At 70.9% G+C, this 26,244-nt stretch carries 24 protein-coding genes, 1 tRNA gene and 1 pseudogene; 8 read left to right on the plus strand and 18 right to left on the minus strand.

Annotated features, from left to right (window positions below; all coding sequences use genetic code 11):
• Positions 1-13 precede the first annotated feature (13 nt).
• Positions 14-568, plus strand: coding sequence for a hypothetical protein (locus ACFYON_RS26540; RefSeq protein ID WP_354874359.1), 555 nt, complete (start codon positions 14-16; stop codon positions 566-568).
• Between the two features lie 32 nt (positions 569-600).
• Here ACFYON_RS26540 and ACFYON_RS26545 read toward each other — a convergent pair whose 3' ends face one another.
• The 5 genes from ACFYON_RS26545 to ACFYON_RS26565 all read right to left on the minus strand — a co-directional run bounded on the left by ACFYON_RS26545 (position 601) and on the right by ACFYON_RS26565 (position 6,639).
• Entirely contained in the window at positions 601-3,432 is a 2,832-nt protein-coding gene (locus ACFYON_RS26545) for a right-handed parallel beta-helix repeat-containing protein (protein ID WP_354874361.1), read from the minus strand.
• Entirely contained in the window at positions 3,429-4,622 is a 1,194-nt protein-coding gene (locus tag ACFYON_RS26550; RefSeq protein WP_354874363.1) for a hypothetical protein, read from the minus strand. The genes ACFYON_RS26545 and ACFYON_RS26550 overlap by 4 nt, the downstream gene beginning before the upstream one ends.
• A 219-nt stretch (positions 4,623-4,841) precedes the next feature.
• Entirely contained in the window at positions 4,842-5,180 is a 339-nt protein-coding gene (locus ACFYON_RS26555; protein WP_387189047.1) for a discoidin domain-containing protein, read from the minus strand.
• The gene (locus tag ACFYON_RS26560; protein WP_387189048.1) at positions 5,149-5,391 is read right to left on the minus strand and encodes a hypothetical protein; all 243 of its coding nucleotides are present in this window, start codon (positions 5,389-5,391) and stop codon (positions 5,149-5,151) included. Before ACFYON_RS26560 ends, ACFYON_RS26555 begins: the two co-directional genes overlap by 32 nt.
• A gap of 234 nt (positions 5,392-5,625) precedes the next feature.
• Complete coding sequence (locus tag ACFYON_RS26565) at positions 5,626-6,639, minus strand: acetamidase/formamidase family protein (RefSeq protein ID WP_354874367.1); 1,014 nt, start codon at positions 6,637-6,639, stop codon at positions 5,626-5,628.
• Positions 6,640-6,870: 231 nt separating this feature from the next.
• Here ACFYON_RS26565 and ACFYON_RS26570 point away from each other — a divergent pair, with 231 nt between their 5' ends.
• Positions 6,871-7,608 carry a hypothetical protein gene (locus tag ACFYON_RS26570; protein ID WP_354874369.1) on the plus strand — a complete coding sequence of 246 codons (738 nt, stop codon included), beginning with the start codon at positions 6,871-6,873 and terminating at the stop codon, positions 7,606-7,608.
• A gap of 1,072 nt (positions 7,609-8,680) precedes the next feature.
• On the opposite strand, the gene ACFYON_RS26575 is transcribed toward ACFYON_RS26570, so the two are convergent.
• A complete protein-coding gene (locus ACFYON_RS26575; RefSeq protein WP_354874371.1) occupies positions 8,681-11,359 on the minus strand; it encodes a S8 family serine peptidase in 2,679 nt (892 codons plus the stop codon).
• Between the two features lie 326 nt (positions 11,360-11,685).
• Between ACFYON_RS26575 and ACFYON_RS26580 the strand changes: the two are divergent.
• Together ACFYON_RS26580 and ACFYON_RS26585 are read left to right on the plus strand one after the other, a co-directional pair.
• Positions 11,686-11,787 (plus strand): annotated as a pseudogene (locus ACFYON_RS26580) (DUF1768 domain-containing protein); the annotation flags it as partial.
• 64 nt (positions 11,788-11,851) lie between these two features.
• The gene (locus ACFYON_RS26585; RefSeq protein ID WP_354874373.1) at positions 11,852-12,280 is read left to right on the plus strand and encodes a transposase; all 429 of its coding nucleotides are present in this window, start codon (positions 11,852-11,854) and stop codon (positions 12,278-12,280) included.
• On the opposite strand, the gene ACFYON_RS26590 is transcribed toward ACFYON_RS26585, so the two are convergent.
• From ACFYON_RS26590 to ACFYON_RS26615, 6 genes are all read right to left on the minus strand, one after another.
• The gene (locus ACFYON_RS26590; protein WP_354874375.1) at positions 12,275-12,421 is read right to left on the minus strand and encodes a hypothetical protein; all 147 of its coding nucleotides are present in this window, start codon (positions 12,419-12,421) and stop codon (positions 12,275-12,277) included. The genes ACFYON_RS26585 and ACFYON_RS26590 overlap by 6 nt on opposite strands.
• Positions 12,422-12,576: 155 nt before the next feature.
• Positions 12,577-14,121, minus strand: a complete 1,545-nt coding sequence (locus ACFYON_RS26595; RefSeq protein ID WP_355047327.1) for a long-chain fatty acid--CoA ligase — start codon at positions 14,119-14,121, stop codon at positions 12,577-12,579.
• Positions 14,118-14,582 (minus strand): MaoC family dehydratase, encoded by a 465-nt coding sequence (locus tag ACFYON_RS26600; RefSeq protein ID WP_194799872.1) that lies wholly within the window; start codon positions 14,580-14,582, stop codon positions 14,118-14,120. Before ACFYON_RS26600 ends, ACFYON_RS26595 begins: the two co-directional genes overlap by 4 nt.
• Positions 14,579-15,751, minus strand: coding sequence for an acyl-CoA dehydrogenase family protein (locus ACFYON_RS26605; RefSeq protein WP_355047326.1), 1,173 nt, complete (start codon positions 15,749-15,751; stop codon positions 14,579-14,581). The genes ACFYON_RS26600 and ACFYON_RS26605 overlap by 4 nt, the downstream gene beginning before the upstream one ends.
• Before the next feature lie 32 nt (positions 15,752-15,783).
• A complete protein-coding gene (locus ACFYON_RS26610; RefSeq protein WP_354874381.1) occupies positions 15,784-16,542 on the minus strand; it encodes a 3-oxoacyl-ACP reductase FabG in 759 nt (252 codons plus the stop codon).
• Positions 16,543-16,556: 14 nt separating this feature from the next.
• The gene (locus ACFYON_RS26615; RefSeq protein WP_174533219.1) at positions 16,557-17,705 is read right to left on the minus strand and encodes an acyl-CoA dehydrogenase family protein; all 1,149 of its coding nucleotides are present in this window, start codon (positions 17,703-17,705) and stop codon (positions 16,557-16,559) included.
• Positions 17,706-17,796: 91 nt separating this feature from the next.
• Here ACFYON_RS26615 and ACFYON_RS26620 point away from each other — a divergent pair, with 91 nt between their 5' ends.
• From ACFYON_RS26620 to ACFYON_RS26630, 3 genes are read left to right on the plus strand one after another with little or no spacing between them, the layout of a single operon-like run.
• Positions 17,797-18,462: a TetR/AcrR family transcriptional regulator C-terminal domain-containing protein gene (locus tag ACFYON_RS26620; RefSeq protein WP_354874383.1), complete on the plus strand. Its 666-nt coding sequence runs from the start codon at positions 17,797-17,799 to the stop codon at positions 18,460-18,462.
• 45 nt (positions 18,463-18,507) lie between these two features.
• Positions 18,508-18,885 (plus strand): aldehyde dehydrogenase family protein, encoded by a 378-nt coding sequence (locus ACFYON_RS26625; protein WP_387189044.1) that lies wholly within the window; start codon positions 18,508-18,510, stop codon positions 18,883-18,885.
• Complete coding sequence (locus ACFYON_RS26630; RefSeq protein WP_355047325.1) at positions 18,882-19,955, plus strand: alcohol dehydrogenase catalytic domain-containing protein; 1,074 nt, start codon at positions 18,882-18,884, stop codon at positions 19,953-19,955. Before ACFYON_RS26625 ends, ACFYON_RS26630 begins: the two co-directional genes overlap by 4 nt.
• A 27-nt stretch (positions 19,956-19,982) precedes the next feature.
• On the opposite strand, the gene ACFYON_RS26635 is transcribed toward ACFYON_RS26630, so the two are convergent.
• The gene (locus ACFYON_RS26635) at positions 19,983-20,339 is read right to left on the minus strand and encodes a helix-turn-helix transcriptional regulator (RefSeq protein ID WP_355047324.1); all 357 of its coding nucleotides are present in this window, start codon (positions 20,337-20,339) and stop codon (positions 19,983-19,985) included.
• A gap of 1,086 nt (positions 20,340-21,425) precedes the next feature.
• Between ACFYON_RS26635 and ACFYON_RS26640 the strand changes: the two genes are divergently transcribed.
• Positions 21,426-21,920, plus strand: coding sequence for an N-acetyltransferase (locus ACFYON_RS26640; RefSeq protein ID WP_355015273.1), 495 nt, complete (start codon positions 21,426-21,428; stop codon positions 21,918-21,920).
• Positions 21,921-22,136: 216 nt separating this feature from the next.
• Here the strand turns inward: ACFYON_RS26640 and ACFYON_RS26645 are convergent.
• From ACFYON_RS26645 to scpB, 5 genes are all read right to left on the minus strand, one after another.
• A tRNA-Pro gene (locus ACFYON_RS26645) sits at positions 22,137-22,210 on the minus strand.
• A 138-nt stretch (positions 22,211-22,348) separates the two neighbouring features.
• Positions 22,349-23,758: a ribosome biogenesis GTPase Der gene (gene der, locus ACFYON_RS26650; protein WP_355047310.1), complete on the minus strand. Its 1,410-nt coding sequence runs from the start codon at positions 23,756-23,758 to the stop codon at positions 22,349-22,351.
• The gene (cmk, locus tag ACFYON_RS26655) at positions 23,755-24,435 is read right to left on the minus strand and encodes a (d)CMP kinase (protein ID WP_354874391.1); all 681 of its coding nucleotides are present in this window, start codon (positions 24,433-24,435) and stop codon (positions 23,755-23,757) included. Before cmk ends, der begins: the two co-directional genes overlap by 4 nt.
• A gap of 171 nt (positions 24,436-24,606) precedes the next feature.
• Positions 24,607-25,377, minus strand: coding sequence for a pseudouridine synthase (locus tag ACFYON_RS26660; RefSeq protein WP_354874393.1), 771 nt, complete (start codon positions 25,375-25,377; stop codon positions 24,607-24,609).
• Positions 25,364-26,242, minus strand: a complete 879-nt coding sequence (scpB, locus tag ACFYON_RS26665; protein ID WP_355047309.1) for an SMC-Scp complex subunit ScpB — start codon at positions 26,240-26,242, stop codon at positions 25,364-25,366. Before scpB ends, ACFYON_RS26660 begins: the two co-directional genes overlap by 14 nt.
• Positions 26,243-26,244 lie beyond the last annotated feature (2 nt).

A 26,244-nucleotide genomic window follows, 5' to 3' on the forward strand; every position in this document is an offset into this window, starting at 1 on the left:
CGCGAACGTACGCGTGGGTGTCTTCAGTCGCCGGGACACACCCGGGCCGATACGCCACCGGATCCATACGCAGATCCAGCAGGGCGACCGCCCGCTGACCGACCTGCTCGACGACGAACTCGACGACACGGCGCTGCTGCAGCAGGTCGAAGACCACATGGCCGTCGCCGAGCTGCAGCACCTACGGCTGGACTGGGTCACCGCAGACCCGCTGCCGCACGTGTCCTCGCCGTACATCTGCTTCCGGCGCTCCGCGGCACGCAGCGGACACTGCCGGCCGACGCGCATCGACCGTGAGTGCGGGCCGGACCAAAAGACGCGCTGGCGTCCGGCCGACGTGTTCACCTTCCCGCCGCAGACCCTACGCCGCTTCGCGACCGACCCGGCCCCGCGCATGCGATGCCCAGCACCCCGCGATCCGGACCTGCCCGTCGAGTTGGCAGAACGTCTGGCCACCGACCCGGACAGCACGGTTCGCCACGCGGTCGCCGACCACCCGAACCTGCCGGTCCACGTGCGTCGCGTCTTACTCGCGGATTCGAGCGAGTGGGTGGAGCAAGCCAGATGAGCTGCGGAATCAGGATGTAACAAGCTCTTCGATCATGAAGGCGGGGCGTGGGCGCCGGGCTCGCCTGGCGGGGCGTCGAGGGCCAGCCTCAGCGCCGCCTCGACCGGATAGACCGGGCAGTACAGCGGAGTGTCTGTGGCCGGCGGGGCCGCGTCCTTCGCCTCGAACGCCTTGCGGGCCCGGCCGAGGTCCGCGAGCAGGTCGGCCACTGACGGTTCCTTCTTCGGCTCCGGGGGCGCCGCCTCGACGGGTGCCTCCGTCTTCGGCGCCGTGACCGAGACGCCGAGCGCCGCCGCGGCGGCGTTGAGCCCGTCCTTCGGCATCGCGGCGGCCAGCGCCGAGAGGCGGCCGACGGCCTGGTCGGCGTACGCGGCGTCGACCGGCACCGCCGGCAGCTCGAACCGGGTTCCGGTCTGAGCGCCGAACGGGGCGTCGCGGAACACCCGGTCGCGGTTTTCGGCGTCGACGAGCACGTGGCGGCCGTCGTAAAGGTCGGCGTACAGGTTGGCGGCGAGCACGTTCCCGTCGAGCAGCAGGTTCTGGTCGGGCACGGTCGCGCGGACGGCGATGCTGTCGGCGAAGGCGAGCACGTTGGCCTCGACCCGCATGACACCCCGGCCGGAGATGTCCAGCAGGCAGCCGGTCGTGGACTGCCCGGTCGAGGCCCGGCCGGTGGGGTCGGCGGCGAACAGGACCGTGTTGCCGCGGATGGTCCAGGGGCCCGCGCCGGGTGCCTGGATACGGACGGCGGTGCCGCTCGTGTTGACGACCACGTTGTTCTCGAACGTCCCGTACGCCGCACTGAGCTGCACGGCGCAGTACGCCGCGTTGGCGAAGACGCAGTTGCGCACGGTGATGCCGCCGCTGCCGCCGCGCAGGTCGAGCAGCGCCGCCGACTGGGAATGGCCCGCGTCGAGGGCGCCGCTGTCGGCGTACGCGTTGTAGGTCGCCCCGTCGAACATGAACCCGTCAAGGATGAGGCCCTCCCCCGAGTCCTCGCCGGTGAGCACCGGATCGCCGAAGATGCCCTTCGCCTTGGTCTCCGGAGTGAGCACGAAGCGCACGGGGTGTCGCCAGGGGTCGCGCGCGGCGAACTCGGCGTCCCACCCGCCCAGCAGCGTCAGGTTGCGTACGGGGATGCGCCACGTGCCCGACCGCAGGCGGCCCGTGTACTCACCTGCGGCGACGAGGATGCGGTCGCCCTCGGCGGCCTTTTCGAGGGCCTGGAACGGGTCGCGGAACGGCGCCTCGCGGCTGCCGTCCCCGCCGGAGGATCCGGCTCGCACGAACCAGTCGCGGCCGGCCGGCCGGGGCGGCTCGGGGGCCGTGACGTCGAGCACGGGCGCGAGGGAGTCGAGGACGATGGTGGCGCTCTGACGCCCGCCGGGCGGCGTGAGGCGATACGTGCCGCGGAGCAGGTACGTGGACTCGACGTCGAGGCCGCGCGAATACCGTACGGCCTCCTCAGTCTGGTGATGGACGAGGCCGTAGCGCGGGGCGAGCGCCCACCACGGGCTGTTGTCGGTGCCGGGCTCGTAGACGGCGACGCCGATGTGCGTCTCCGCGAGCTCGGGGAGGATCTGCGTGTTCTGGTCGAAGCCGACCCCGGCCCGCACCTGCACCGGGGCTCCGGCGAGCGCCGGGTCGGCCTCGTAGAGCCGCGCCCAGTCGACGGCCTGGTACGCCGGACCGGCCGGGAGCTCGGTGAACGGCTCCGGCGCCGCCAGGTCGGCGGGGTGCGCGCCCGGCGCCGCGCCGACCGCGAGGGCGAGCACCTCGGCCGGGGCGAGCCGGCGCATGACGGGCCGCTGAACATCACGGTCTGATGTGGACGACAGCTCGCCGAGGCCGGCCGATTTCCGCAGCGCGTTGAGGGCGGCGATCGGCGGGCGCTCGTACGTGACGGCGACGTCCACCGTGTACGTGTCGAGCCACGCCGCCGGGAGCCCGGTCAGCTGTGGGTCGCCGACGGTGTTGCCGGCCGCCGAGCGCAGGCCGACGTCTTCGAGCTCCGCGGCGTACTCCTCGGTGAGCTCGGCCTCCGCGCCCGACACCCGGCTGCGCACGATGTCGCGCGGTGTGGCGAAGAACAGGTTGCGGTCGATGGCGATCTGCCCGACGTCGCGCAGGCAGGCGACGGCCGCGTTGCCGCAGCCGACGAACACGTTGTCGGCGATCGCGCCAGCGCCGTTGACCCGTACGCCGACGGCCCGGTCGGCGCCGGAGCCGCGCGGCGGGTCGGAGTCGTCGTGGGCGAAGGCGAAGGTGTTGCGGCTGACCGCGGCCGGGGTCTCGGGGGCGCCGTCGCGGACGGTGAGCAGGCTGAGGCCGACGCAGTTGACGACGATGTTGTTCTCGAAGACCACGGAGTCGCCGCCGAGCTCGACGGCGCCGGAGCTGCCGTTGGCGAAGCAGCAGTCGCGGACGGTGATGCGCTCGCCGCGCAGGCTCACCAGCGGGCCGTCCCCGTAGGAGGCGCGCTGCAGGCCGCCCTGCTCGTCGTAGTCGTCGCGCCCGGCCCCGTCGAAGAACAGCCCGTCCAGGACGAGGCCGTCGTGGCCGCCGATGCCCTGGAGCATGTTCGGCTCGTTCGGGACGCGCAGGCCGGTCTTTGCCGCGAAGACCGTCGGTGTCTGCCAGGGGGTACGGCGGGCGAAGTCGGGGCTGTATCCGCCGAGCAGGGTCAGCTCGGGGGTGTCGACGACCCACGAGGAGCGCTCGCCACGCCCGGTATAGGTGCCCGCCGCGATGTGGATGCGGTCGCCGGGCGCAGCCTGCCGCAGCGCGAGCCACGGGTCGTGGAACGGCCGGGCCCGGGTGCCGTCGCCGACCGGGCCGCCCGCCGCGACGAAGAGGTCGGTCATGACTTCTTCACCTCGTCGTCGGCTTCCTCCGTCTTGTCCGCGAGCAGCTTGAAGCCCACCTTGACCGCGTCTCTGACCTGTGCGAACGCGGCGAGGCCCGTCTGCTTGTAGGGTCCCTCGGCCAGGTCCTTGACGTATTCCTCCTCGGTCGCCAGCAGCGACTCCAGGGATTCCGAGGCCTTCTCCAGCTCCTCGTTGAACTTCGCCAGCGTGCCCGGATCATCGGTCAGCTGGGCGAAGGCGTTGGTGCTCTCCTCCACGAGCGTGGGGAAGAGCTCGTCGTAGAGCTTGCTGGACTGCTCCTTGGCCGCCTCGGCCCGCGTGTCGAGCCCTCGGTCGAGGACGTTCTCCTTCATCCAGTCCCAGTCGGTGGCCCGGTAGTCGCCGGACGCGCCGATGCCGCGCCAGTTCCCCGCCGCCTCGGCGCCGCGGGCGAAGAGCTTGTCGATCCAGTCCTCGTCGAGCTGTTCGCGGGCCGCGGTCAGCAGCTTGATGTTGTCGACCACCGTCTGCTTCGCGGCACGCTTCTGCTTGGCCGCCATGAGGTTCTCCGCGGTGAGCTTCTCGAAGTTCTTGATCGCCTCGTTGGCGGCTTCCTTGGACGACGGGTCCTTCATGAAGAGGACGATCAGGCGGGCGCCCGAGGTCGGGAGGTATTTGACGAGCAGGCTCTTGACCGTGTCCTGGATGGAGCCGAAGTTCTTGAGGAGCAGCTGCTCGACGATCGCGTCGTTGCTGCGCGCGTTCTTGAGGTCCTCCTCGCACTTCTTGATGAGCGCGAGGTCGGCCTCCAGGACCTTGCTCATCAGCGTGGCGACCTCGGGGACGTCGAGCCGGGCGACCTCCGCCCAGATCTTGCGCTCCCCGGCGAGGAAGTCACGCGGGCCGACCGCGGTCCACCGTTCGTCGACGGACATCGCGTTGGCCTGGCTGTCCTCCAGCACCGACCGGATGTCCGATTCGAGGCGCTCCATCAGCGCCTCGGCCTGCTCGCAGTTGGTCTCCCACCGGTCGGTCAGGCCGTCATAGCCCGGTTGCTCCAGCTTGGAGAGCATCTCCTCGAACAGCTTCTCCCGATCGGTGTCGAAGCGTTCCAGCAGATCCAAGACCTTGTCGAGGATGTCCTCCTCGAACCCCGTGGCGCGCATCCGCTGCTCAACGAGCTCGCGGGCATCATCGACATCTTCCACAAATTTCAGCGTAGGAGCCCTCGGTCACCCGAGGCAGTCGTGAACCCGATCCCTGCCAGATCAAGGATCCGACCTATGCCGCCGCTCGGTGAAGACTGACTCCGGAAGTCGTCGACTCTTCGGGAGTGCACCATGTCATCCCTGTTCAGCGGACCGATACTTGGTGTTCGTGCCTTACCGTCCCGTGCGGTCACTCCCCCAGGAACGCACGGACGAGCCTCAGTTGAGGGCGTAGATCTCCGCGGCCGACGTCCACGGGTTGCCGGCGACCTCACTCACGGCACGCAGTCGCAAGTACTGCCCGGTCTTCGCGGTGAACCGGACGTCCTTCTGGCTCGCGTCGTTGGCGAACGCGCCAGTGGCCACGACCGTTCCCCAGTTGGTGCCGTCGGTGCTGACGTACACCTCGTACTGGCCGATGCGTCCGTTGGCCGCGCCGGAGCCGCCATCCTGCCGGGGCAGGTAACGCAGGCCCGAAACGGAGTAGCTCGCGCCCATGTTGATCTGGATCTCGTGCGGCGCCGGGTCACTGCCGCCGGTGTACTTCGTGTGCCAGATCGTGCTGAGGTTGCCGTCGAACGCGTTGGTCGCCGCCCCCCTTCTCGGCCGCCGTCTCCTGGCTGTCGACGTACCGCACCGACCAGCCGGTGCGCGGGACGACGCCGCCACCGGGCGCGCAGGTGGTGGTCAACTGGTGCGCGCCCCGGTCGGGACGGCATCCCGCGGTGACCGCTCCGCCGAAGAAGTCCCGGCTGCCCCGGTTCGTCATGACCTGGCCGCTGGCCAGGGCCGGCGAGCCGGCCCGCAGCCGGTACCCACCGGCTGAACTACCAGCCGGAAAACGCAAACGGTGCGCGCTGAAGTGGATCTCAGCGCACACCGTGGGGTTATCGTTTGTGTCCGAGGGGCGACACGACACGACCCGTTGCCTCACCGCCGATGAGGCTCAGCGCGCAACTTCGAGGACCGGATAGACAGGTGTGAGCGGAGGCCGCGTCGGCGGTCAACGGTGGGCCAGGTGGACCCGGCCCGTCTCGCGCAGCCGCGCGTGCACGCCGTCGTACGCGGTCACCCCGCCCAGGTAGCGGCGGGCCACCCGAGCCAGCATCGTGTAGTTCGGGTCGCAGACGTTGCCCACCGGCGCTTCACCGGCCTGGCTGACCAGCTGGTACGCGTCGAGCTGGTCCAACCCCATCAGCTCGGCCGTCCAGGTGACCAGGTCGTGCTGGCTGATCCGGTACGCGTCCTCCAGCGGCCGGGCCGAGCCGGTGCTCATCAGCGCGTCGTCGGACTCCAGCCGCGGCCACGGCGTCGACACGCCCTTCACCAGGTCGAGAATCAGCGTGGTGTTCATCGCCGCCTCGACCCCGGTGCCGCACACCTCGCCGTGGCCCTGCCGGCAGTGACCGTCACCCACCGCGAACAGCGCACCCGGCACGTTGACCCCAAAGTACGCGGTCACGCCGGCCCGCAGCTCGGGCGAGTCCATGTTGCCGCCGTGGGCGTCCGGCACGATCGTCATCCGCGACTCGAACGCCGCCGGCGCCACCCCCATGGTCCCGTGCATCGGGTCCAACGGCAGCGCCACCGTGTAGTCGCCGCGCCGGGCCCGGTACGTCACGGTGCCTGCGGCGACGTCGACGTCGTACATCCAGACCAGCTCGTCGAGCGGCGGGTGCAGCATGGCCGTGGCGTGCGTCCCGGTCAACGCGCCGAAGTGCGGGAAGGTGCTGGAGACCGCCCAGTCCCGGGCCGGTTCGACGGCCACCACGTGCACCGCGAGCGTGTCCCCCGGTTCGGCGCCCTCGACGTGGATCGGCCCGGTCACCGGGTTGAGATAGGGAAACTCACACACCCGCGAGGGCAGGTCGTCGATGCCACGCACCCGGCCGCCGTAGCAGTCCTCGGTGTACAACTGCACGACGGTGCCGGGCCGGACCCGCAGGACCGGCTCCCGGCCGCCGAAGGTGTACGACATCTCCGCCGGCTCGGGCCGGTAGGTGACGACCTCGGTCATGGCAACTCCTCGTCGCGGTCGGTGGTGGAAGCCGAGCACCTGTGCTGCTACCCGGGCGTTGATCACGACCTGCAGCCGGATGGCAAACCCGCACCATACCGATGACGCGCAGGCTTGCCCGACCGCAGCCGGGACGCGCAGACTTGGCGGATGCGCCCGGGGTTGGCAGGCGGCCGTCTACCAGCGGCTCCGCGTGCCATGACGCACCCGGCTGTCTGGTCGGTGCCGGCGATGGCGCTGCTGGTGCTCGTGGCCATGCCGTTCAACGACGCGTTTTACGGTTTCTGGGTCAACTACGACGCGCAGGGTGACGCACAGCAGTACGAGCTGCTCCACACCACGCGCATCTTCCAGTACACCTCCGGTGTCCTCTGCGGACAAGTGTTGGCGTTGCTGGCCGGGGCCGCCCTAGCCAGCCGCAACACACAGGCGAGGGCGCTGGTCGTGGCGGTCCCGCTCGCGCTGCTCCTGGCCGGCGTGGCCGTCGCGGTCGCCTACCCGCTCGCCCGCGCACGCGAGGGCGTCTACTTCACGACCCCGGCACTCGATGACCCGATCCTGGTGCGGGTCCTCCTGTGCGAGCTGGCCGCCTTCCCGCTCTATGCCGCTGCCGGCGTCGGTCTCGGCGCGCTGCTTCTGGGGCACCTGCGGCGAGCCGCGACGCGCTGGCCGCTCGTGTTCCTGCTCCTGCTGGGCTGGTTCGCCGCCACCCTGGTCGGGCTGCTGCAGGACGACCGGTTCGCCGCGCCGTACGCGCTGTTGTGGGCCGTCCCACCGATCGCGGCCGGCACGGCGATCGCGCTGGCCGGACTGTCGACGGATGTCTGGGCCGTACCGCCCGTGCCGGTGGGTGACTGGGGGCGCGGCAGCAGCGCCGCCTTGCTGGTGAGCGCCGCCGCTTACGCCCTGGGGTTGAACCTGCTGGCCCGCTGGGCCGGTCGCCGGGCGCCCCGCGCGACGAAGGGGTGACCGTGGTCGCCTCGGCGACGAGACCGGTGAGTGGGCGGCGCGCCATGGCTCTCGTGAATGGCGTCAGCGGGGCCCAGAACGACAGCCAGCACCATCCAGACGCGAGCATTCCTTGACCACTTCGCTGCTCACGCTCGTGCCAATATGCGATTGCGGAGGTATTGCTGCACGTGCAGGTCCGGCCCCTGAGCCGCACCGTCATCGACGGCTTCAAGGAATATGCGATGGAACTGCCCGAGGTGCTGTCGGTGTACGTCGTGGCCGGCCGGCGACGACTTCCTCGCCCACGTCGCCGTCCCCAGCGTCGACAGCCTGCGCCCGAAAACAGGTCATCGAACCACTCGACCCGTAACGCACGGCCACAGAGTTGGGGACAGTGCGCACATCTAACGCCAATCAGGCGCGGTGCGGTCGCCAGGACCGCTTGATCAGGTGCGCGCTCATGCCGCTGACACGGCGCGGCGATCGTGGGCGTGCTCTCCGGTGGGAGCCAGGCGCTGGCGCCAACCGTGGCACCGGGCTGGCAGCTTCACGATCGGTGGGCGGCCCGGTGCGAGCCCGGTTGGGGAGAGCAGATTGGGCGCAGCTCGGCGAAGTGGTCAACGCGCCCGAAGTGCTCATCGATGCTGGACAGGGCGACGGGCGCTGACGTGGGGTGATGCGGGCGAGCGGTCCGGCGTGAACTCCCACAGAGAACTGATGGTCAGGATTGTCGCTCCCCACTTGGTTTGATGCTGAGGGCGTGTCTCGTAACTCGCTGTGGCGTCCATCGTGGACCACGATGGGTGCAGGTGATCTCGACGGCCTTCCAGGGGTGGGCCCACTGTTCGGGGGGGGGTCGCACTCGGCGGCGCAGAGGGTCATCGACACCCTCGGCCCCACTGCTGGCTCTGGCGCCGATGCTCCGGCGGCGGATCGACCAGATCACCGTCGCGGACGGCACCCAATCTATGCAGGCACGGGACTCCATCGGTCACGAAGCGTAGAGAACTCTCGTGATCAATGGGCCCGTGCCTGCTTGCTGCCTCGGGGGTCCTCCCTGTTCAGACGCCCTACCTATTGCCGGTCGCTCTTAGCTCAAGCTTCCGGTGCAGGTGACGGTGGCGCCGTTGCCGTTTCCGGTGCCCTGGAATCCGAAACTGGTGGTCTGGCCTGCGGACAGCCGTCCGTTGTAGCTCTGGTTCGCGACGGTGATGGTCCCGCTGGTGCCGCTGTTGACACCATTCCAGAGCGAGGTGACCGAGGCGCCGCCCGGCAGGTTGAGGGTGACCCGCCAGCCGGTGAGCGGGGTGGCTCCTGCCGTGACGTTGACGTTGGCGACGAACGCACCGTTCCACTGGTCCTGCACGGAGTAGACGGCGGTGCAGGCGGCGCTCCCACCGGGGGGCGGGGTGGTCGGAGGCGGGGTGGTGGGCGGTGGCGTCGTCGGCGGCGGCGTGGTGGGGGGAGGCGTCGTCGGCGGCGGTGTGGTGGGCGGTGGTGTGGTGGGCGGTGGTGTGGTGCCGCCATCGAGGGTCAGCTTCCAGCCTTCGAACGTGCCTTCATAGTTGGCGACGTTCTCGACCCGCAGTTTCCAGGTGCCAGCTGTGGGCTTGCTCGACAGATCGGTGATGAAGGTTTCGCGGACGTTTGCTCGGTACGACCCCACGTAGGCATCCTTGAGCAGGATTGCCTGCCCGTCCGGCGCGATGAGGGAGACTCGAAGGTCTCGGCCGTACTGGTGACGGATATTGGGCTCGATGTAGCTCTTGGTCGACGGCGCCAGGCCGCAGTCGGCCACGCTGATTGACGATTCGACCGTGCCGGCGGCCGGTATCCGTAGGTTGGTGGTGGTGGTGCGGCCACCGCATGCTGGCGCCGGCAGGTCAGCGCCCGCGAGGTTGATCCGCCACGAGTCGAGGAACCCGGTGCCCGAGTGCAGGAGGTCGTTGAGCCACAGCGTCCAGGTGCCGTTCGCGGTCTCGGACGACAGGTCGTGGGTGAAGGTGTAGTCGATGTCGTCGCTCTGGCCGCCGGTGCGGTCCAACAGGTAGTACCAGGTGCCGTCGGGTGAGAGCAGCCGTATGTCGAGGTCACCGATGCCAGAATGGTCGATGTGCAGTTCGATGGTGCTGTTGCGAGCGGCGGCGCCGGGGCAATCGGTGATCGCGATGGGGACCAGGGCGCTCGTGCTCTGGGTGATCGCCGTGTCTGTGCCGTTCGAGCCGACGCAGCCGGCCGGGTCGTTGACGTGTAGCTGGAATGCCGTCGCGCGGGTTGCACCGGTCCCGGTGCCGATCACCGTGATGGTGTAGTCGCCGGCCATGGTTGTCGACGCTGTGTTGATGGTCAGGGTGGTGCTGCCATTGGAGGGAACGCTCGCGGGCTGGAATGTGGCGTCGGCGCCTCCGGGTAGGCCGCGGGCCACCAGGGAGACCGGTTGGGCCGCACCGTTTGTGACGGTCGCGGTGATCGTGGTGGAGATGGTGCCGCCGGCAGTGACGGTGCCGCTGGCGGGGGTAGCGGTCAGTGCGAAGTCGTTGGCCGGGGTGGTGGCGCTGACGTAGAGCAGCCGGTTCGGCGAGCCGACACCCGGATCGGTCACCACGCCGGGAGTGGTGTCGGCCAGGAGTGCCTGGGTCACCTGCGCCGGGGTGTAGGTGGGGTTGTCGGCCAGGATCAACGCCGCCGCCCCGGTGACGTGCGGGGTGGCCATCGAGGTTCCGGAGGCGGTGCGGGTTGCGGTGCTGCTGCCGATGTAGGCCGAGGTGATCTCGGCGCCGGGCGCGAACAGGTCCACGCACGTACCGATGTTGGAAAACGATGCGCGGGCGTCGGTGGCGTCGGTGGCGGCGACGGTGATCGCCTCCGGGACGGAGGCCGGGGTGTAGGAACACGCGTCGGCGCCGCTCTCGTTGCCCGCAGCCGCCACGTAGGTGACGCCGTCTGCGATCGACCGTCGCACGGCGTCGACCATGGGCGCGTACGGCGGGCCGCCGAGGCTCATGTTCGCCACGGCCGACTCACCCGGATCATGGTCGCCGGTCACCCAGTCGACCCCGGCAAGAACGTTCGAGGTGGTGCCGCGGCCGTCGCAGTTGAAGACGCGTACGGCCACCAACTGCACGTTCTTGGCCACCCCGTAAGTGGTGCCGCCGACCGTGCCGGCGACGTGGGTACCGTGCCCCATACAGTCGGTGGCGTCGGCATCGTTGTCGATGAAGTCCCAGCCGGACACCGCCCGCCCGGCGAACTCGGTGTGGGTCAGGTTGATCCCGGAGTCGATGACATACGCCCGCACGCCCGGCGACACGCGAGGATAGGTGAACGAGTTGTCCAAGGGCAACGCGCGCTGGTCGATCCGGTCCAGGCCCCAGGACGGCGTCGGGCTCTGCACGCCTGCCACGGACACCGTGTGGTTCTGCGTAACGGAAGCGACGGCCGGATGCGCGGCGAGGCGGCGGGCGCCGCGCTCGGAGAGTCGGGCCTCGAAGCCTCGCAGGGCGTGCCGGTAGACCGGGCCGACGCCGCCGCCCTGCTGTGCGGTGAGGTCACGGGCAGTGGTGTCCACGGCGGTCGCTCTGACGGCGGAGTCCCGCAACACGACGATGTAGGAGCCAGCCACGGCGGTCGGGCCGCCCGCGGCGAGGATGTCACCTTCGGCTGGGGCTGCCGTCGCGGACACGGTGCTCGCGGCAAGAGCCAGCACGGTTGCTGCGGCCGCGATGCCGGACCGGAACAGGGCGGGCCTGCGTGATCCCGTCGGTGTCATGACTACCTCCCAGTCGAAAAGCGACGCGCCCGGGACCGGCCGGCCCTGCCGAGCACGTCATCCAACAGGGTGGGCGGTTCTCCGGGCGGCCGTACCGCCAACATCATGAACGCACGACCACTCCCAACGCCAGAGATGAACGTCGAATTTTTGACTCAGCAATAAAAATCTCGGCGCGTCGCAAGGCCGAGGCGCCTCGCCTCAAACCGAAGGGCAGCAAGGTCGCTCTCGGCCCGCTCAACCCCGGGGAGGACGGCCGGCAGACCCGCGACCGGCGGAGCAAACCCTGTGGCGCGTGACCATACGGTTCTGGCACCCTGCCGAACATGTCCGACATCACCTCCTCGCCGCGCAGCCTGCCCGAGCTGCGGGCGCTCGCCGCTGCGGGCGGGCGGGTCAAGTACCTGTTCTTCTGGGGGCACCAGCCCTGAGGTTCCCCCGGTAGCTCGGAGGCTTTCGATCATGCTCTGATGGAGCTGAAGGGAGTCATCCGTGGCGGCACCGAAGAAGTACGCCGATGAGCTGCGTGAACGTGCGGTGCGCTTGGATCGGGAGTCGGACCCGAAGCCCGTGATCCGTCAACTGGCCCGCCAGCTTGGGGTGCATCACGAGGCGTTGCGCAACTGGATCCGCCAGGACGAGGCCGACCGTGGTCAGCACGACGACCGGCCGACAACCTCGGAGGTGGAGGAGCTGCGTCGGCTGCGGCCGGAGCACGCCGAGCTGAAGCGGGCCAACGAGATCCTGAAGGCTGCGTCGGCTTTTTCGCCTCGGAGCTCGACCCGACCCGGCGACGGTCGTGACGCTCGTCAACGAGCTACGCGATCGCTTCGGGGTCGAGCCTGTCCTTCGGGTCATCGGCGTGGCCGTCTCCACCTACTACGGCTGGCTCCTGGCTGTGGCTCCCCGTCAGCTTTATAGATCGTGTACCGACCGGACTTGCGGCAGCCCGTCCTCGGTCAGCACGATCGTCATCCGGGGGTGTGCGCCGGGGCCGTCCGGCACGTCCACACGCGGGTCGATCGGCGGGTACACCTCGGGATCGAGGTCGGGGTTGGTCATCGGCTCAGTATTCGACGCCACCGCCGGGACCGCCCGCCGAGCACGACGACGGGCGACGCTCGCCGGCGCGACAGCCGGAGGAAGCGGCCCTCGCTGCGCGGCGAGCGCGACGAGGGCCGCGGCCCGGGCGGGTGGCAGCGGACGGCGGGCGGTGGTCAGTCGGGAGGGGCCATCCGGCGACGCAGTTCCCGCTTGAGCACCTTGTGGCTCGGCCCGAGCGGCAGGTCGTCGACATACCGGACCTGCCGCGGGTACTTGTGCCGGCCCAGATGCTCCCGCGACCAGTCGATCATCTCCTGCTCGTCGGGCAGGCCCGGGCCGGCCGGGTCCGCCACCACCACCGCGCAGACCTCCTCGCCGTGACGCGGGTCGGGCACCCCGATCACCGCCACCTGGCCGACCGCCGGGTGCCCGGCAAGGACCTCCTCCACCTCGCGTGGGTAGACGTTGAAGCCACCCCGGATGATCATGTCCTTCTTCCGGTCGATGATGGTGATGAACCCGTCGGCGTCCTTGCGCCCCAGGTCACCGCTACGGAACCAGCCGTCCACCACCGCCTCCGCGGTCGCCTCGGGCCGCCCCAGGTAACCGGCGAAGACGTTGTGCCCCCGGATGACGATCTCGCCGAGCTCTCCGGTCGGCAGCAGCTCGATCCGCTCGTCCACCTCCGCGCGGGCGATCTCCACCTCCACGCCCCAGACCGGGTGCCCGATGGTCCCGGCGCGGGTGCCGAAGTGCGGCTGGTTGGTGGTGGCGGTGGGTGAGGTCTCGGAGAGCCCGTACCCTTCGAAGACCGTCGTCTGGAAGGCGGCGTGGAACCGTTCCAGCACGGCCACCGGCAGCGACGCCCCGCCGGAGACGCAGAGCCGCAGCCGGGGCAGGTCGTCCCGGTCCCGGGCGGCGTCGAGCAGCGCCACGTACATGGTGGGCACGCCGTGGAAGACGTCCACCCCCTCACGCAGCATCAGTTCGATGGCGGCCGGCCCGGTGAACCGGCTCAGCAGCACCAGCGTCGCGCCGATCCGGAAGGTGCCGTTCATCGCCACCGTCTGGCCGAAGCTGTGGAACAGCGGCAGGCAGCCGAGCACTACGTCCGTCCTGCGCGCGTCGTTGGCGTCGAAGACGTTCACGGTGGCGTTCATGACCAGGTTGAGATGGGTGAGCACGGCGCCCTTGGGCACCCCGGTGGTGCCGCTGGTGTAGAGCACCACCGCCGGGTCCTCCGCCGACCGGGTGACGTACGACGGCAGCGGTGGCAGCGGGTGGCTCAGCTCCTCCAGGCGGGGCGCGACCGCGCCGGCGGCCGCCGGCCCCACGGTCACCAGCGGCACGCCGGCCGCCGCCGCGGCGGCGGCGCCCAGGGCGAGCTGGGAGCTGTGGCACACCAGCAGCTTCGTGTCGCTGTCGGTCAGCACGTGCGCCGCCTCGTCCACGGTCAGCAGCAGGTGCACCGGGACGAGCACCGCGCCGGCGGCGAGGGCCCCGTAGTAGACCCGGGGGAAGTCCACCACGTTCGGGGCCAGCAGGGCCACCTTGTCGCCGGGGCCGACCCCCCACTCGCGCAGCCCGGCGGCGTAGCTGCGCGCCTCCAGCCACAGCTCGGCGTACGTCACCCGGGTGTCGCCGTCGACCACGGCGACGGTGTCGGCGTGCCGGCGGGCGGACTCGGCCAGCACCATGGCCAGCGACAGCGCGGTCATCGGGCCACGCCCCGCACCAGGCGGCTGACCGTCTCGGCGACGCAGACCGGCTTGCCGCCGGCGTCGCTCTCCACGGTGACCGCGGTGACCACCTGCACGCCGCCGTCCACGGGTGACACCTCGGCCAGGGTCGCGGTGGCGCGGACCGCGCTGCCGACCCGGAGCGGGGCCGGGAAGCGCACCCGGTTGAGGCCGTAGTTGACCCCCATGGCCACCCCCTCGACCCGGTAAAGGCCACCGGCCAGCGCCGGCAGCAGGGACAACGTGAGGTAGCCGTGCGCGATGGTGCCGCCGAACGGGCCGGCCGCGGCCCGTCGCGGGTCGATGTGGATCCACTGGCGGTCGTCGGTGGCGTCGGCGAACCGGTCGACCCGTTGCTGGTCGATCCGGAACCAGGGGCCGGGGCCCAGGGTCTCGCCGGTCGCCTCGGCCAACTCCTCGATGGACGCGAAGACCCTCATGCCAGGTGCCCTCCCAGCTTCGTGTAGCCGCGCAGCAGGTCGCGGGAGATGATCAGTCGCTGCATCTCGTCGGTGCCCTCGAAGATCCGGTAGAGCCGGACCTGCCGGTACCAGCGCTCGATCGGCAGCTCGCGGGTGTAGCCCATGCCGCCGTGGATCTGCAGAACGCGGTCGACCACCCGATTGACCATGCCCGCGCCGTAAAGCTTCGCCATCGAGGAGGCGTGCCGCGGGTCCATGCCCTGTTCGACGGTCCAGGCGGCGCGCAGGATGAGCCAGCGGGCCGCCTCCAGCTCGGTCTCCGAGTCGGCGATCATCCACTGGATGGCCTGGTTGGTGCCGATCTTCGCGCCGAAGGTCTCCCGGGTGTTGGCGTGGTCGATGGCCATCGACAACGCCCGCTCGGCGATGCCGACGGCGTGCGACGGGATAATGTAGCGGCCCTTGCCGATCCACTCCATGCCGAGGCTGAAGCCCTGCCCGGGCTCGCCGAGGATGTTGCGCCCGGGCACCCGGACGTCGTCGAAGACCAGCGAGGCGGGGCCACCCTCGCCCATCGTCTGGATGAACTCCGAGCGCCAGCCCATCGACCGGTCCACCAGGAACGCGGTGGCGCCGCCGTGGCGGGCCCCCTTCTCCCGGTCGGTCACCGCGATCACGATGGCGAAGTCGGCGTCGTGACCGCCGGTGATGAAGGTCTTCTCGCCGTTGAGGATCCAGTCGTCGCCGTCGCGGCGGGCGCTGAGCTTGATGTTGGCCGCGTCGGAGCCGGCGCCGGGCTCGGTGATCGCGAAGCAGCTGCGCCGCTCCCCCTCGATGGTCGGGACCAGGTATTCGCGCTTCTGCTCGTCATTGGCGTGGAACAGGATGTTGTCCGCCTCGCCGCCGAACCGGAACGGCACGAACGAGCGGCCGAGTTCGGTCCAGATCAGGGACTGGGTGACGGCCGGCAGGTCCATGCCGCCGTACTCCTCCGGGGTGGCCAGCCCCCAGAACCCGAACTTGCGCGCTCTGAGCTGCAACTCGCGCAGCTCGCTGTGCTCCAGTCCGGGCCGGTGCGCCCGTTCCCGCCGCAGCAGCTCCTGCTCCAGCGGCATGACCTCCCTGGTGATGAAGTCGCGGGCGGTGTCGCGGATCGCCCGCTCGGTGTCGGAAAGCGCGAAGTCCATGTCCCCTCCGGGTGCTGGTCCGCCGGCGCGCCTCAGCGCGCGCCGCCGTTGACGTACAGGGTCTGTCCGCTGACGTACGACGCGTCGTCGCTGGCCAGGAAGGCGATCACCGAAGCGATCTCGGTCGGCTGGGCGACCCGGCGCAGCGGGGTGTGCTCGGCGACCATCCGCTGATGCTCCTCCGGGCTGCTGCCGACCCGCTGCGCGGTGGCGGCGGTCATCGCGGTGGCCACGTAGCCCGGGGCGACGGCGTTGACCGTGACGTTGTACGGGCCGAGTTCGATGGCGAGGGTGGCCGTCAGGCCCTGCACCCCCGCCTTGGCCGCCGCATAGTTGACCTGGCCCCGGTTGCCGAGGGCGGAGCGGCTGCTGAGGTTGACGATCCGGCCGTAGCGGGCCGCGACCATGTGCTGTTGGGCGGCCTGGCAGCAGAGGAACATGCTGGTCAGGTTGGTGGTCAGCACCGCCTCCCAGTGTGGCAGGGGCATCTTGAACAGCAGGTCGTCGCGGGTGATGCCGGCGTTGTTCACCAGCACGTGCAACCCGCCGTACGCCTGCACCACCCGGTCGCTCATCGCGGCCACCGCCGCGGGGTCGGTCACGTCGCAGCCGATGCCGACGGCCCGGCCGCCGGCCGCGGTGATCTCGTCGGCGACCGCCCGGCTGCGCTCCTCGTCGAGGTCGACCACGGCGACGGCGGCGCCCTCGGCGGCCAGCCGGTGCGCGGTCGCCGCGCCGATGCCCTGCCCGGCGCCGGTGACGACGGCCACCCGGTCGGCGAATCTGGTCACGGTTCTCCCCTTTGCTAAAAGGCGTTGACGCCGGTGAGCGCGCGCCCGATGAGCAGCTGCTGGATCTGGCTGGTGCCCTCGTAGAGGGTGGCGACCCGGGCGTCGCGCAGGTACTTGCCGACCGGGTACTCGTCGATGTAGCCGTACCCGCCGAAGACCTGGACGGCGTTGTTGGCCGCCCGGACCGCTGCCTCGCTGGCGAAGAGCTTGGCCATCGAGGCCTCGGTGGCGAACGCCTCGCCCCGGTCCACGAGGTCGGCCACCCGCCACACCAGCAGCCGGGCGGCGGCGGTGTCCACGGCGATGGCGGCGAGCAACTGCTGCACCAGCTGGTGCCCGGCGATCGGCTTGCCGAACTGGGTGCGCTGCCCGGCGTAGCCGACCGCCGCGTCGAGGCAGCCCTGGGCGATGCCGACGCAGCCGGCGGCCACCGACATCCGGCCCTTGGCCAGAGTGGCCAGGGCCAGCCGGAACCCGCCGCCGGCCGGGCCGAGGCGCGCCGAGTCGGGCACCCGGACGGCGTCGAAGCGCAGCTCACCGGTTGCCTGCCCACGCAGCCCGAGCTTGCCGTGGATCTCCCTCCGGGTGAGCCCGGCGACGTTGGTGGGCACCAGGAACGCGCTGATGCCCCGGTGTCCGGGTCCGCCGGTGCGGGCGAAGAGCAGGACCACGTCGGCCACGGTGCCGTTGGTGATGAACGTCTTCGCGCCGGTGATCAGCCAGTCGCCGCCGTCGCGGGTCGCCCGGGTGGTCAGCGCGGCCGCGTCCGAGCCGCTGTCCGGTTCGGTCAGGGCGAAGCAGCCGAGCGCGGTGCCGGCGCAGAGCCGGGGCAGCCACTCGGCACGCTGCGCGGCGGACCCGTGCGCGGCGATGGCCTTGGCGACCAGCCCGAGCGACACCGAGACGATGCCCCGGACGGCGGAGTCGCCCCGGCCGAGCTCCTCCAGCACCAGGCAGTAGGAGAGGTGGTCGCCGCCGGACCCGCCGTCTTCCTCGGGGATGGTCAGCCCGAGGAAGCCCAGCCGGCCGAGCTTGTCCACGATCTCCGGGTCGACCGACTCGCGCCGGTCCCAGGCCGCGGCGTGCGGGACCACCTCACGGTCGACGAACTCGGCGGCGAGCTGACGAACCGCCGCCTGCTCTGCGGAGAGCTGAAGGTCCATGCGGCATAAACTAGCGCTGCAAGTTTAAGTAAGTCCAGACCCGGCTGTGGCAGAGTTGCCGCGGACCGACGAGTGAGCGAGGGAGGCGCGGATGCCCCGGCCGAGGCAGGCCCTGCTCAGCCGGCAGCGGATCGTCGATGCCGCCACCGCGCTGATCGACGCGGACGGGCTGGAGGCGTTCTCCACCCGCCGGCTCGCTGCCGAACTCGGCGTACGCGGGCCCTCGCTCTACAACCACTTCGCCACCAAGGACGAGATTCTCGACGCGGTGGCCGACAGCGTCACCGCCCAGGTGGACGTCTCCTTCTTCGGGCGCCTCGACTGGCGCGAGGCGCTGCGCCGGTGGGGGCACTCGTATCGCGCGGCACTGGCCGCGCACCCGAACATCGTGCCGTACCTGGCCCGCGGGCCGGGCCGGCGGCCCGCGGCGCTGGCGATGGCCGACGCGGTCTACGGCGGGCTCGTCGCTGCCGGCTGGCCGCCCGCACGCGCGACGCACATCGGCGCGCTGATGCGCTACTTCGTGGCGGGCTCCGCGCTCGGATCGTTCGCCCGTGGCTTCGTCGAGGACCCGGGGTTGTACGGGGAGCGGTATCCGCACCTGACCCAGGCGCACCGGCTCGCCGAGCATCAGCAACGGGTGGACGAGGGCGCCTTCGCGCTCGGCCTCGACGCGCTCATCCATGGGCTCTCCCGCACCTACGAGGAGCACATCGGGCCGCTACCACCCCTCCCGCCAGCCGATCCGGGGCACTAGAGTAAAAACTTGCAGCGCTAGTTTTTGACCACCGTGAGGGGCGCGATGGATCTCGCACGAACCGACATCTATCTCGACGGAGCGTGGGTCGCCCCCTCCTGCGGGCAGACCATCGCGGTGCACAACCCGGCGACCGAGGAGGTGCTGGCGAGCGTGCCGGCCGGCACGGCGGCCGACGACGAGGAGGCAGCGGTGGCCGTCGCGAACGACTCCCGGTACGGCCTGGCCGGCGCTGTCTGGTCCGCCGACGAGCAGCGGGCGGTGCGGGTCGCCCGGCGAATCCGCACCGGAGCCGTCGACATCAACGGCGCGCCGTTCAACCCGCTCGCCCCGTTCGGCGGCTACAAGCAGTCCGGCCTCGGCCGGGAACTGGGTCGCTACGGGCTCGACGAGTTCCTCCAGACCAAGGCGATCCAGCGATGAGGGCGCTGCTCGCCCGCGGCGTGGACCAGCCGCTGACGGTGGAGGAGGTGGAGCTGCCGGACCCCGGGCCGGGTGAGGTACGGGTGCGGGTACGGGCCGCCGGGGTCTGCCACTCGGACCTGTCCATGGTCAACGGCACGGTCGCGCCGCCGTACCCGCTGGTGCTCGGGCACGAGGCGGCGGGCGAGGTGATCGAGGTCGGCCCCGGCGTCGACCGGGTCCGGCCCGGCACGCACGTGGTGCTGAACTGGGCGCCGCCCTGCCGGCGGTGCTGGTACTGCGGTCGCGGCGAGCCGTGGTTCTGCGAGCGGACGGGCTCCCCCGCGACCGCCCGGGGCCGGACCTCGGACGGTTCGCCGCTGCACGTCGCCCTCGGCCTCGGCGCGCTGGCCGAGGAGGTGGTGGTGCCGCAGGAGGCGGTGATCGACGTTCCGGCGCAGCTGCCGTTCGCCACCGCGGCCCTGCTGGGCTGCGCCGTGCTCACCGGGGTCGGCGCGGTACGCCGGACCGCCCGGGTGGCGCCCGGCGACTCGGTGGCGGTGATCGGTCTCGGCGGGGTGGGCCTGTCGGTGGTCTCCGCCGCCCGGGCCGCCGGCGCCGATCCGGTGCTCGCCGTCGACGTGTCGCCCGCCAAGGCCGAACTGGCCGCCGCCGCCGGGGCCACCGACTTCCTCGTCGCCGACGACGCGCTGAGCCGGGCGATCCGGGAGCGCACCCACGGGCGTGGCGTCGACCACGCCCTGGAGTGCGTCGGCCGCGGCGTGACCATCCGCGCCGCCTGGCGGGCCGCCCGACGCGGCGGGCAGGTCACCGTCGTGGGGATGGGCGCGCGGGACGACGTGGTCAGCCTGAGCGCGCTGGACATCTTCCACTCCGGGCGGACACTGCGTTCCTCGGTGTACGGCTCGTCCGACCCGGACCGGGACCTGCCCGAGCTGGCCCGCGCCGTGCTCGACGGCACCCTGGACCCGGCCACCCTGATCACCGACCGGACCGGCCTGGACGGCGCCGCGGCGGCGTTCGACCGGATGGCCCGCGGCGAGGGCGCCCGTACCGTCGTGCTGCCCTGACCGTCGCCGCCCGCCGCCGCGCCGGGTTCAGTGCAGCGCGCGGGCGAGCTCGGTACGGGACCGGATGCCGAGCCGATGGAAGACGTTGCGCAGGTGGTGGTCGACGGTCCGGGTGGAGAGGAACATCCGGGTGGCGATCTCGCGGTTGGTGGCCCCCTCGGCGACCAGCTGCGCGATCCGTAGCTGCTGCCCGGTGAGCAGCCGGGCGGCCGGCAGCTCCGGTGTGCCGACCGACTCGCCGGCCGCCCGCGGCTCGGTGGTGGCCTGCTCGGCCCAGACGGTCAGCCCGAGCAGACCGGAGGTTTCCCGGGCGGCGTGCAGGTGCTCCCGGGCGTCCCCGGGGGCGGCGGCTGCGGCGCAGTTTCCGGCCGAGGAGCACTTCACCGTCCTCGGTCAGCACGATCGTCACCGGGACCTCACGCGGTGGCGGTCTCTCCGTGGCTCGCGCAACGTGCGGTGCGCGGGACATTCGCCGCATGGCTGCAGCGGGTCCGGGCACCCGACGAGGGCAGACGTCAGCCGCTGGACCCCGTTGACGTCGACTGGCCACGACCAGTCCATGTCCCACGGCTCCTCCCAGGGCGGGTGGAAGCAATCAGGTCGACGGCCCGGACGACTGGTGGCACTACAAGATTCGCCTTATCACCGGCGAGTGGCCGTCCACGTGGGCATGATCCAGGAGGCATGATCGTAGGAACGGTGAGGAAGGTGCCGTTGCCGACATTCTCCTCACCGCTCCGCGTCACATGGTCGGCCCATCACGGGCAAGTCGTACACCGCTCCAGCGGACGCAACCTCAACCCCCACACGTGAAGCCCGATCATCAGTGAACCGATGGACGGAAGAACCATGCCGTGATCAGATCCGGCGATCCACACTGAACTTGGTCCGAAGTCGGGTCAGTGGTCGTAGGCGATCAAGGACCTACTACATCGCCAAGCCGGTACAAGCCCCAGACGTGTCCGGCATCCTCGAACGGCTCGGCAGCCACCCGAGCAACCAAGGATCGTCGCCAGGAGAGAACGATGCACACCGATGACGAACTTGGTTGCCGCACCGCGTAAACGGGGGGTTTTCGGGGGGCGGTTCAAATCTCCATCGAAGAAAATCAAAGCCCTGACCAGTGTTCCCGCTGGTCAGGGCTTCTTCTTTGTCGGGACGGCCGGATTCGAACCGACGACCCCTTGACCCCCAGGACGACTCGCCACACGTCCACGCACGTCACGCACACTGTCTCCACGGTCAGGCCGTGCAGTCGACGGCATCCCGGCCACTATCGCGCACACCGTGAGGTCCCCATCGGGTCCCCAGATCGCCGACCCCCTCGGCGACCGCAGCGTGCGATTGAGGAAATGCGGACCCGGCCGCAAGGCACACGGCGACGGCCCGGCTTGTCCTGCCTCGCCACACCGGCCGCCACGGCAAGGCGCCTGGATCATCCCGCATCGGCCGGTTGTAGCCTCAGCCCCTATGAGTTGGCTGCCTGAGGATTTCGTCCACCCCGTCTACGTACCCGTGCCCAACACCGCGCTTCACCTACGGCCGATCCGCGAGTCGGACACCGCGATCGACTACCCCGCCGTGATGGGCTCTCGAGAGCGCTTGTGGGAGATCTTCGGCCCGGCCTGGGGTTGGCCCGAGGAGACGATGACCCATGAAGAGGACCGCATCGACTTGCTGCGGCACGAGAAGGAGATAGCCGCGCACCAGTCGTTCAACTACGTGCTGCTGAACGACGAGGAGACGGCGATCTTCGGCTGCGTCTACATCGATCCGCCCGAGCGCACCGGCTCCGACGGAGAGGTCTCCTGGTGGGTGGTGGACGACCTCGTCGGCAGCGAGGTGGAGCGCGCGCTCGACGCCCTGGTGCCGCAATGGATTGCCGCAGATTGGCCCTTCCAGCAGCCCCGTTATCTGGGCCGCGACATCACCTGGCACGACTGGCTTGCGCTGCCGCGCGCCTAGGAGGCCCATCGGCCCGGCCCACGTCCCGCGTCGTCGAGGCGGCCCGCGTCGTGGGCCGCCTAGATGATGCGAAAGGAGCAATTTGGCAGGTAACGGGCTGGCCACATTGCTTGACCAACGGTCAAGCAACGCCAGGCCAGCTCCAACTTGACTGATCTTGGTCCCAAGAACGGCGAAAGGGCCAACCCGTTTTCCGGATCAGCCCTCTGACCTGCGTCGGGACGGCCGGATTCGAACCGACGACCCCTTGACCCCCAGTCAAGTGCGCTACCAAGCTGCGCCACGTCCCGATGCCCCCGCCAGGTTTCCCCCGCGGCAGCCGGTACAGCTTAGCGCAGGATCTTCGCACCGTGCGCAGAGGCCCCTCCCGCGCCGCGCGCCACACCCCCTAGAGCATCCTAGGAGGGTGGCGTGCGGCAGAGAACGGGTCAGCCGTGGGCCTTGCCCCGGCCGCCGGGGCCGAGCTTCTTGCGCGGGCGTACCGAGATCTCGATCGGGCTGCCCTCGAAGCCGAACTCCTCGCGGAGCTTGCGCTCGACGAAGCGCTGGTAGCCGGCGTCCAGCGGCCCGGTGGTGAACAGCACGAAGCGCGGCGGCGCCGCCCCGGCCTGGGTGGCGAACAGGATGCGCGGCGCTCGTCCGCCGCGCACCGGGTGCGGGGTGGCCTGGACCAGCGCGGTGAGCCACTGGTTGAGCTGCGCGGTGGGGATGCGCGTCTCCCAGCTCGCCAGCGCCTTGCGCAGCGCGGGGGCGAGCTTGTCGACGGCGCGGCCGGTCTTCGCGGACAGGTTCAGCCGGATCGCCCAGGGGATGCGTCGCAGCTCCCGGTCGATCTCCTTGTCCAGGTAGTAGCGGCGGTCGCCGTCGACCAGGTCCCACTTGTTGAACGCGATGACCAGCGCCCGGCCGGACTCGACCACCATGGTGAGGATCCGCTGGTCCTGCTCACTGATCACCTCGCTGGAGTCGATCAGCACCACGGCGACCTCGGCCGCCTCGATCGCCGAGGCGGTACGCAGGCTGGCGTAGTACTCGGTGCCGCTGGCCTTGCCGACTCGCTTGCGCAGGCCGGCGGTGTCGACCAGTTGCCAGGTCTCGCCGCCGATCTCGACCAGGCTGTCGACCGGGTCGACAGTGGTGCCGGCTACCGAGTCGACCACCGCGCGCTCCTCGCCGGAGAAGCGGTTCAGCAGGCTGGACTTGCCCACGTTGGGGCGGCCCACCAGCGCCACCCGGCGCGGGCCGCGCGGCCGGTCCTCCACGATCTTCGGCGCCTCGGGCAGCGCCTCCAGGATCGCGTCGAGCAGGTCGCCGGAGCCGCGGCCGTGCAGCGCGGAGATCGGGAACGGCTCACCGAGGCCGAGCGACCACAGCGAGGTCGCCTCCATCTCGATGGTGGTGTTGTCGGCCTTGTTCGCGATCAGGATCACCGGCTTGGCGCTGCGGCGCAGCATCTTGACCGCAGCCTCGTCCACGTCGGTGGCCCCGACCATGGCGTCCACCACGAACAGCACCACGTCGGCGGTGCCCACCGCGATCTCGGCCTGGGCGGCGATGGCCGCGGCCCGGTCCTTGGCGTCGGGTTCCCAGCCGCCGGTGTCCACGACTGTGAACGACCTGCCGTTCCACTGCGCGTCGTAGGGCACGCGGTCCCGGGTCACGCCGGGGATGTCCTCCACGACTGCCTGCCGACGGCCGATGATGCGGTTGACCAGCGTGGACTTGCCGACGTTGGGACGGCCGACCACTGCCACCACGGGCTGCGGACCGGTCGGCTCACCGGAGTCGACCTCCGGCTCGCGCAGCTCCACCCAGCCACCGAAATCCTCGTCACTCATGAGACACCCCGCTCCGTGAGCATCTCGCGCAGGCGCGCCACGACCTCGTCGATGCCCAGCTCGGTGGTGTCCAGCACCACCGCGTCGGGGGCCTGCTGCAACGGGTTGACCTTGCGGGTCGAGTCGAGCCGGTCCCGGCGGGCCAGGTCGGCGGCGGTCGCCGCGACGTCCGCGGCGTCCTCGGCACTGCGCCGCTTCGCGCGCGCCGCCTCGGAGGCGGTCAGGTACACCTTCAGGTCCGCGTCCGGGGCGACCACCGTGCCGATGTCCCGGCCTTCGACCACGATCCGGCCCGCGTCGGCGATCACCCGCCGCTGCCGGTCCACGAGCAGCTCGCGTACGGCGGCGACGGCGGCGACCGCGGAGACGGCCCGGGTCACCTCGGCGCCGCGGATGGCCGTCGACACGTCGGTGCCGTCGACGGTCACGGCGTACCCCTGGGGGTCGGTGCCGATGCGGAGGCCGGCCTCGGCGGCGACCTTGGCCACCGACTCGGTGTCGGTGAGTTCGACGCCGGAGCGCAGGACCGCCCAGGTCAGCGCCCGGTACATGGCGCCGGTGTCGAGGTAGCGGGCGCCGAGGCCCGTGGCCAGTCGCCGCGACACGGTGGACTTCCCCGAACCGGACGGCCCGTCCACAGCGACCACGCATCGCCCGGCCGGTACGTTTTCCTCCACCGTTGTCCTCCTCAGCCCGTACCTCGCGGGTCGCCCGGTGTGTCAGGCGCCGTTGAGCGGATGGTTCTGTCGTCAATCGTGCCCGCGCCGCGCGGGCGTCCCGCCGGGCCGGCGTGTGCCGGCCCGCGGACCGCGTCGAAGCCTACCGGGAGCGGTACCCGGATCGGCGGGTCAGTCACCCACCGCCTTGAACAGGGCGGCGACCTCCGCGTTCGTCAGTCGCCGCAGCCGTCCGGTGCGCAGGTCGCCAAGCTTGATCGGACCGATCGAGGTACGGATCAGACGGGACACCGGGTGTCCCACCTCGGCCATCAGGCGCCGGACGATGTGCTTGCGCCCCTCGTGCAGGGTCAGCTCCACCTGGGCGGTTTTGCCCAGCGTGTCGACCACCTTGAACCCGTCGACCTTCACCGGCCCGTCCTCCAGCTCGACGCCGGCCATCAGCCGCTTGCTCAGGCTGCGCGGGATCGGCCCGGCCACCTCGGCGAGGTAGGTCTTGAGTACCTCGTACGACGGGTGCATGAGCTTGTGGGCGAGGGTGCCGTCGTTGGTGAGCAGCAGCAGACCCTCGCTGTCGGCGTCCAGTCGCCCGACGTGGTAGACCCGCTGCTCCAGCCGCGCGCCGATGAAGTCGGCGAGCTCGGTGCGGCCCTTCTCGTCAGCCATCGTGGTGACCACCCCGCGCGGCTTGTTCATCGCCACGTAGACGAGGCGGACGTCGGCCTGGAGTCGTTCGCCGTCGACGACGATCACGTCCCGCGCCGGGTCCGCCTTGTCGCCGAGCTGCGCGACCCGGCCGTTCACTGTCACCCGGCGCCGGAAGATCAGGTCTTCACAGGCGCGCCGGGAACCCACCCCCGCGGCGGCGAGCACCTTCTGCAGGCGCTCGGCGCCCTCGTACACGGGGGCGTCGGGCTTCGGGGCACGGTCATCGCGTCGCATCGGCAAGCTCTTCTACGTCGTCGGGAAGGAACGGGGCGAGCGGCGGCAGGTCGTCCACCGAGTTCAGCCCCAGCTTCTCCAGGAACATCGTGGTGGTTCGGTAGAGGTAGGCGCCGCTGTCCGCTTCGGTGCCGCACTCCTCGACCAGGCCGCGACCCACCAGGGTACGGAGCACCCCGTCGCAGTTGACACCCCGGATGGCCGAGATGCGGGAACGGGTCACCGGCTGCCGGTAGGCGACCACGGCCAGCGTCTCGAGCGCGGCCTGGGTCAGCCGCACGGACTGCCCGTCCAGTACGAACCGTTCCACGTACGTCGCGTATTCCGGCCGGGTGTAGAGACGCCAGCCACCCGCGGCCCGGCGCAGGTCGAAACCGTGCCCGGCGGCGGTGTACCCGGCGGCGATCTCGTCGAGCATCGCGCCGACCCGCTCCGGGTCCTGTTCGAGGACCTCGGCCAGGATCAGCTCGCTGACCGGCTGGTCCACCACGAGCAGGATCGCCTCCAGGGCGCCGCGCAGCTCCGCGTCGTCGAGCACGGGCGCGGGCGGCGGTTCGGGCGCGCGCCGCCGTCCCCGCTTCGGGGGTACGCCGTCGGGACCGGCGTCAGTCGGCCCGGTTGCGGCGATCTTGGAAGGAACAGGCCCCTCCAGCGGCCCTTCGCTGCCCAGATCTCTGGGCGTTTCCGACACCGCGCCGGGATCCGTTTGTGGCGAACCAGACGTGTCCGAGATCTCGGATTCCACCTGCTCCCCGGCCGCGTCCGAGTCGTTCGGGGCAGGCTTGGGCGGGGCGGGTCGCTCCCACGGGGGCACCCAGGCGGCAGCCTGGTCGGCCAGGGAGTCGCGCCGTTCCTCGTCGCTCATCC

Source organism: Micromonospora sp. NPDC005686, from assembly GCF_042871665.1.
In the GTDB taxonomy this organism is placed as follows: domain Bacteria; phylum Actinomycetota; class Actinomycetes; order Mycobacteriales; family Micromonosporaceae; genus Micromonospora.

Coding starts and splice junctions, on each gene's coding strand:
- ACFYON_RS26575 (WP_354874371.1), bottom strand. CDS start 11,359: ATGACACCGACGGGATCACGCAGGCCCGCCCTGTTCCGGTCCGGCATC.
- ACFYON_RS26565 (WP_354874367.1), bottom strand. CDS start 6,639: ATGACCGAGGTCGTCACCTACCGGCCCGAGCCGGCGGAGATGTCGTAC.
- ACFYON_RS26625 (WP_387189044.1), top strand. CDS start 18,508: ATGGATCTCGCACGAACCGACATCTATCTCGACGGAGCGTGGGTCGCC.
- ACFYON_RS26615 (WP_174533219.1), bottom strand. CDS start 17,705: ATGGACCTTCAGCTCTCCGCAGAGCAGGCGGCGGTTCGTCAGCTCGCC.
- scpB (WP_355047309.1), bottom strand. CDS start 26,242: ATGAGCGACGAGGAACGGCGCGACTCCCTGGCCGACCAGGCTGCCGCC.
- ACFYON_RS26545 (WP_354874361.1), bottom strand. CDS start 3,432: ATGACCGACCTCTTCGTCGCGGCGGGCGGCCCGGTCGGCGACGGCACC.
- ACFYON_RS26590 (WP_354874375.1), bottom strand. CDS start 12,421: ATGACCAACCCCGACCTCGATCCCGAGGTGTACCCGCCGATCGACCCG.
- ACFYON_RS26570 (WP_354874369.1), top strand. CDS start 6,871: ATGGCGCTGCTGGTGCTCGTGGCCATGCCGTTCAACGACGCGTTTTAC.
- ACFYON_RS26605 (WP_355047326.1), bottom strand. CDS start 15,751: ATGGACTTCGCGCTTTCCGACACCGAGCGGGCGATCCGCGACACCGCC.
- ACFYON_RS26600 (WP_194799872.1), bottom strand. CDS start 14,582: ATGAGGGTCTTCGCGTCCATCGAGGAGTTGGCCGAGGCGACCGGCGAG.
- ACFYON_RS26560 (WP_387189048.1), bottom strand. CDS start 5,391: ATGACGAACCGGGGCAGCCGGGACTTCTTCGGCGGAGCGGTCACCGCG.
- ACFYON_RS26630 (WP_355047325.1), top strand. CDS start 18,882: ATGAGGGCGCTGCTCGCCCGCGGCGTGGACCAGCCGCTGACGGTGGAG.
- ACFYON_RS26620 (WP_354874383.1), top strand. CDS start 17,797: ATGCCCCGGCCGAGGCAGGCCCTGCTCAGCCGGCAGCGGATCGTCGAT.
- ACFYON_RS26640 (WP_355015273.1), top strand. CDS start 21,426: ATGAGTTGGCTGCCTGAGGATTTCGTCCACCCCGTCTACGTACCCGTG.
- der (WP_355047310.1), bottom strand. CDS start 23,758: ATGAGTGACGAGGATTTCGGTGGCTGGGTGGAGCTGCGCGAGCCGGAG.
- ACFYON_RS26660 (WP_354874393.1), bottom strand. CDS start 25,377: ATGCGACGCGATGACCGTGCCCCGAAGCCCGACGCCCCCGTGTACGAG.
- ACFYON_RS26595 (WP_355047327.1), bottom strand. CDS start 14,121: ATGACCGCGCTGTCGCTGGCCATGGTGCTGGCCGAGTCCGCCCGCCGG.